Here is a 5,584-nt window from a genome sequence, read left to right as displayed (position 1 = left end):
TAATAAAGTAGTATCTTATTTAAGATGCTATTTTTTTATTTGATTTAAGAAAAAAGAAAAATTAAAGTGATTAGCACTCGTCTACCACCGTCTTTAGCGGTTTAGTTCTTTAACAAAATAACGAACTTTTAATTTGTACTTATAATTATTTAGATTCATTATAGAATTGACAGATATAAATTATGTTAGTATACTACCAATATAGTTAGCACACTAACTATACTGGAGGCGTCATATGCAAAACTTATCTTACTTAATAATCAAGGCATCAAGGCATCTTAAAAACAAGTTAGATAAAGCATTAAAGGAATTTGACATAACTGCGGCACAGTTTTCAGTTATAATTCAAATATATTCATCAGATCACCCAATTATGGCAGCAGAAATAGCTCAGAAACTAGGATCGGATAGACCAACTATCTCAGGAATTATAAATAGATTGGAGAAAAAAGGAATAATTCTTAAAATTGATAATCGACAGGATAAAAGGTCTTCTTATTTAGAGATATATAAAGAATCTAATAAGTTAGTTGAAGAAATTAAAAATATAAGTGATGAATTAACAATTAATATATTTTCAATTTATTCAAAAAAAGAAACTAAACAATTTACAGAAATGATTCTTAAATTAATTGAAAGGACTGATGAATGATGGATGATACAATATTATTAACAGGAATAACAGGGAATGTAGGGAGTGCAGTAGTTAATTATTTGAAAAGTATAAATGTAGGTTTCATAGCCGGTGTAAGAAACATAGAAAGGAGCAAACAGCAAGATGATTCTATAGAGTATATACATTTTGATTTTCAAGATACAGTAACCTATGAATCAGCTTTACATGGTGTTAAAAAAGTATTTTTAGTAAGACCACCACAATTGACAGATGTCAGAGAAATCTTTATACCGTTTATTCAAAAATGCAAAGAAGTTGGTGTAAAACAAATTGTATTTTTATCTTTATTAGGCGCAGAAAAAAATCCTTTTCCACCCCACCACAAAATCGAAAAAGCTATTGTAAAGTCTGAAATACCTTACACTTTTATTCGACCTAGCTTTTTTATGCAAAATATATCTACAACACATGCAGAGGATATCAAAGAACGAGATGACTTATTTATCCCTTCAGGAAAAGCTAAAGTTAGTTTTATAGATACAAGAGATATTGGTGAAATTATTGGAAGAACAATTACAGAGGAAGGTCATAAAAATAAGGCATATACCATTACGGGCTCGAATGCTATTACCTATTTTAAAGTTGCAGATACCATGACTAGAGTACTTGGAAGAAAAATCACATATTCAAATCCATCACTGTTTAAATTTAGAAAAAACATGATTGAAAGAGGTATAAAAAAGGATTTTGCAACGATAATGATGGTATTATATCTTACAACAAAATTAGGCATGGCGAACCATATCACTAATACTGCTGAATTACTTTTGAAGAGAAAACCTAGAACAATAGAAGACTTTATAAAAGATTATATTGACGTTTGGAAATAAAGAGGGTTTATTATAATACAACCATTCAACATAATATATAACTAATTAAAAAGACAAATGTCGCAAATCAGACTTTCAAGTCATTCTACTTGCAGGTATATTAGGATTAACAGGTGTTGAAATTCCAGCAGCTATTGTGTCCACTATTGCAGTTGGAATATTAGGAGCTGGGTCAGCATATTTTTGGTATTCATCAAACCATGTTGGAGCAACTGTATTAACCACCAACGGTAAATTTTCTATTTCAAACACTTAATAAATAGTTCATGTGGGTTGGGAGTAGTATATGTTATTGGACTTGTTACATTTGTAATTGCAATACTTACATCAAAAAATAAATAGGTTGGGGTATCAACAAGAATAAATATCTGACATAATTTTATATTTTAGCAAATAACCTTATGGCAGAAAAGCATTATTATAAACAATACTTCTAGACCTTGTTTATACACATCTAGCCTATAAACTCAAAGTAAAAGTAACTCAATTGCTATTGAGTTACTTTTATTTTAACAATTCAATAAGGATATGTTAGACTTAATCCTGTAAAAACAAAGAATGTAATTAAGAATGTTATACAATACATATGTTATAAAACTCTTTTTTTAGCATTAAAAGATTGCCTATAGTGTACTTTGAAAAACACGTTATATATTATGTATCAAAAAAGCACAATGTCGTGAAAATATAATTTCACAACATTGTGTTACGCTATATAACTAGCCTATACCAACATTCATGCTTTTTTGATATGCAATAATGCCCAATTTGACTGCATAAAACCTATCTAATTGAGAAAATCCACACCATTTATGCACATTTTTCATTTTATTCATTCTCTAAACTCTATACTATTTTAATAATAATTAACATAATATAAGAATGATTTGACACATAGTCTATAAAAAGAATACTCATAACTAGTAGTTAATCGTAAAATTCAAACAATTCTTCAACTGTTATATGAAACACCTTTGCTATATCCATTGCCAATTTTAATGAAGGGTTATATTTACCATTTTCCAGTTTCCCAATTGTTTCACGCCTTACATCTACTAAATTTGCCAATTCTTCTTGTTTTATATTGTGTTTTGCACGATATTCTTTGATTTTTGTTTTTAATTTCATATCTATTCTAATGACCTCTTTTCTTTATGACCATAAAATATTAGAGTAAAAACAAATATTAAAATACTAATGACGAAATTAAGAGTAAATGCAGCAACACTATAAAACAACATTTTACTATTTGGTGTAGTGAAATGATAAAAGTTAGTAATTAGAGTGCAAACTATCAAAATTATAGTGTTAATAATCATGTTTGATATAAACGCATTTAATGCTGCTTTCTTAATATTTTCCTTAAATAATTCATCAGGAACAACTTCAGCATAGGTAAAGAAAAAGAAAAATACTAAAAATGTACTAATTGCAAAATTACCCATACAAAGTCCTAAAATTCCTATAAATCCAATACATCGCAAATATCCCATTTTGTTTTTCATGAACAATTTCCCCCTATACATGTGATATAATTATCACTTAATGTTATAAATATATCTCATTAATATGATTTTGTCAATAACCATAAATCATAAAAACAATAAATATTTTACAAATTAGAATATAACTTATATGCTTAATTCTACTATATATAACATATCTTCCATATGAGAATTTTACAGCTCTAAGCGATAACAACCATATCAATAAATATCATAAATATTAAGGGCAGATCATCATATCCCATTTTCATTGCTATTGCATTCTTTTCCGAGTTACCTTCTGATAGTGTGTAGCTTACATTTTTTTGGCTAGATAATAGAAGACAGCCACTCCACAAATGTATTTAAACGCAATGACAACCCAAAGGGTTATAATAATCCATTTATCTCCACCTATAAATGTAAAGACGATATTTAGAATTGTTAGGACAACGAACATAATGATGTAGGTAATCCGTCCAGATTTTTCTCTCAACATGATCTTTCGTTCATCCTTTAGATTGTTTTGCTCGGTTTTAAGATGTTCTTCATACTGCAGTTTATTTTTGGGGTTTAATATATAAATGTATTTATAGAAATTCACTATAGCTCCACCTAGAAAGCCACAACCTATTTCAAAAAATATTGAGCCATTCGGTAAAATTGTGATAAATGATATTCCACATATAAACAGAAGTGATGCCAAAACCAAATTTTTCTTCATTTTTTTTCCTCCTCATAAATAAATATCTCTTCAACACTGATCTTAAACAATTTAGAAATTTTGAAAGCAAGTAGTATAGAAGGATTGTACCTCCCATTTTCAAGTGACCCAATTGTTTGCCTTGATACTTCAAGCTTTTTTGCAAGTTCTTCTTGTGTAATACCATGCTGTTTTCTAATTTCTTCAATCTTATTCTTCAATTCAACGCCTCCAATCATAAATGTAAAGTAAACTTTCCAATACAAGAATATCACGAGTCTAACATAATGTAAAGCTAACTTTCCTTTTGATCAACTATAGTTTGATGTTAAAAAAACAAATCTACGTAAAGGTATCCCTTTACGTAGATATTATAAAATTGCTATAATAAAATTAAAAATAATAAATATAAGAGCTCTTAATGAAAATATTTACCATAATAGTAATATAGAAATGTGATACAATTTCTATAGATTTAAGTTTAGATTGTAATCAATAGTGAAGCAAAGACTATTTTCATAATATTAAACAATTAATATTATAAATTATGGAGGTTATTATGACAATTAGAGAGAAAATGAAAAATGGTATGTTGTATATAGATACAGGAGAGGGTCTTGAAGAGGAACGTAAAAGGTGTAAAGAATTATTATATGATTATAACCATACATATCCAAGTGAAGAAATAAAAATGAAAGATTTGTTGAGAAAATTATTGGGAGATATGGGTGAGAATATTTGGATTGAACCACCATTACACATGGCATATGGTACTAACGTGCATATAGGTGATCATTTTTATGCTAATTTTAATCTTGTAATTGTAGATGATATTGATGTTTATATAGGTGAGTAATGATAGCACCAAATGTTACAATAACACCAACAGGACATCCTGTTGACTCAAGTCTTCGCAGACCAGGTAATCAATTTTCAATTCCCGTAAGAATTGGTAACGATGTATGGATAGGTTCCAATGTAGTGATTTTACCAGGCATAACTATAGGGGATAAGGCAGTTATAGGTGCTGGAAGTGTTGTTACTCATAATATTCCTGAAAATGTAATAGCTGTAGGAAATCCATGTCGTGTACTAAGAAATATAAATGAACATGATAAAGAATTTTATTATAAAAACAGAAGAGTTGAATAATTTTAAGACACAATACAATACCGAATTTATATGGGAGGTAGAATAATGTTTTTTAAAAAAAGAAGAGTAGCAAAAGTAAGGTATGAATTTGAAGCAAGAAATGAATATTTGGACAATAATGATTTTATCTATAGATTTCGTGAAGAGTTAAATAAATTTGGTGAGATTACTGAGCTTACTATTAATACCGATATAAATGAAAAACTTAATAATTCATTTATTATACCATTAAATGGAAAAATACCAGCTGAATATAGTCAGTTATATAATCAGTTTTTGTGTTTAGATGAGAAGAGTATATGGAAAATAATATTATGTGATGATACAATGCAATGCTTGAATGATACGCTGAAAAACGAAGAAAAGAAAACTAATCATTTGGTTTTATATTTAATAAATGATTGCACTAGTTTTGGTATTAAAGAAGAATGTTTTGGTATTGAGGTGAGATATTAAAAAATCTTAATTCTGTACATAACGAAACAAATTTGCTAAAAGCACTTATATAAAAAAGGTAGTTCACTTTTAATGAACTACCTTTTTTATACATATATACAAACATTTAATTTTTAATTAAGTAAATTATAGTAAATTATAGTAATTTATTTCTTTAAAATGAATTTTATTGTATAATATGATTATCCCACAAAAAGCTTGTAATTACTTCCAAACGTAGTAATTATGATATAATAATATCAAAATCAGTACGTAGAGGAGGATTACTATGTTTTGCAAAAAT

The 5,584-nt window shown here is 27.8% G+C and carries 10 protein-coding genes; 5 read left to right on the top strand and 5 right to left on the bottom strand.

What is annotated here, in order from left to right; all coding sequences use genetic code 11:
- Nucleotides 1-235 precede the first annotated feature (235 nt).
- Both KPL38_RS17920 and KPL38_RS17915 read left to right on the top strand, forming a co-directional pair.
- Complete coding sequence (locus KPL38_RS17920) at nt 236-652, top strand: MarR family winged helix-turn-helix transcriptional regulator (RefSeq protein ID WP_216290500.1); 417 nt, start codon at nt 236-238, stop codon at nt 650-652.
- Complete coding sequence (locus tag KPL38_RS17915; protein ID WP_216290499.1) at nt 649-1,506, top strand: SDR family oxidoreductase; 858 nt, start codon at nt 649-651, stop codon at nt 1,504-1,506. The genes KPL38_RS17920 and KPL38_RS17915 overlap by 4 nt, the downstream gene beginning before the upstream one ends.
- Nucleotides 1,507-1,581: 75 nt before the next feature.
- Here the strand turns inward: KPL38_RS17915 and KPL38_RS17910 are convergent, their stop codons facing one another.
- The 5 genes from KPL38_RS17910 to KPL38_RS17890 form a co-directional block, all read right to left on the bottom strand.
- Nucleotides 1,582-1,758 carry a hypothetical protein gene (locus KPL38_RS17910; RefSeq protein ID WP_216290498.1) on the bottom strand — a complete coding sequence of 59 codons (177 nt, stop codon included), beginning with the start codon at nt 1,756-1,758 and terminating at the stop codon, nt 1,582-1,584.
- Nucleotides 1,759-2,433: 675 nt separating this feature from the next.
- Nucleotides 2,434-2,634 carry a helix-turn-helix transcriptional regulator gene (locus tag KPL38_RS17905; RefSeq protein WP_216290497.1) on the bottom strand — a complete coding sequence of 67 codons (201 nt, stop codon included), beginning with the start codon at nt 2,632-2,634 and terminating at the stop codon, nt 2,434-2,436.
- 2 nt (nt 2,635-2,636) lie between these two features.
- On the bottom strand, nt 2,637-3,011 hold the full coding sequence (locus KPL38_RS17900) for a DUF3796 domain-containing protein (protein ID WP_216290496.1): 375 nt from the start codon (nt 3,009-3,011) through the stop codon (nt 2,637-2,639).
- A 295-nt stretch (nt 3,012-3,306) separates the two neighbouring features.
- Nucleotides 3,307-3,714, bottom strand: a complete 408-nt coding sequence (locus KPL38_RS17895) for a DUF6442 family protein (protein ID WP_216290495.1) — start codon at nt 3,712-3,714, stop codon at nt 3,307-3,309.
- On the bottom strand, nt 3,711-3,914 hold the full coding sequence (locus KPL38_RS17890; RefSeq protein ID WP_216290494.1) for a helix-turn-helix transcriptional regulator: 204 nt from the start codon (nt 3,912-3,914) through the stop codon (nt 3,711-3,713). Before KPL38_RS17890 ends, KPL38_RS17895 begins: the two co-directional genes overlap by 4 nt.
- Nucleotides 3,915-4,252: 338 nt before the next feature.
- On the opposite strand from KPL38_RS17890, the gene KPL38_RS20475 reads away from it, so the two are divergent.
- Genes KPL38_RS20475 through KPL38_RS17880 form a run of 3 tightly spaced genes read left to right on the top strand, consistent with a single transcriptional unit; the run spans nt 4,253 to nt 5,301 of the window.
- On the top strand, nt 4,253-4,549 hold the full coding sequence (locus tag KPL38_RS20475) for a maltose acetyltransferase domain-containing protein (protein WP_446681747.1): 297 nt from the start codon (nt 4,253-4,255) through the stop codon (nt 4,547-4,549).
- Entirely contained in the window at nt 4,549-4,845 is a 297-nt protein-coding gene (locus KPL38_RS20470) for a DapH/DapD/GlmU-related protein (protein WP_446681746.1), read from the top strand. Before KPL38_RS20475 ends, KPL38_RS20470 begins: the two co-directional genes overlap by 1 nt.
- Before the next feature lie 45 nt (nt 4,846-4,890).
- Complete coding sequence (locus KPL38_RS17880; protein WP_216290493.1) at nt 4,891-5,301, top strand: hypothetical protein; 411 nt, start codon at nt 4,891-4,893, stop codon at nt 5,299-5,301.
- The last annotated feature ends 283 nt before the right edge of the window (nt 5,302-5,584 follow it).

Source organism: Clostridium psychrophilum, from assembly GCF_018861705.1.
In the GTDB taxonomy this organism is placed as follows: domain Bacteria; phylum Bacillota; class Clostridia; order Clostridiales; family Clostridiaceae; genus Clostridium_AD; species Clostridium_AD psychrophilum.
This window is presented reverse-complemented; position numbering and strand designations above follow the sequence as displayed.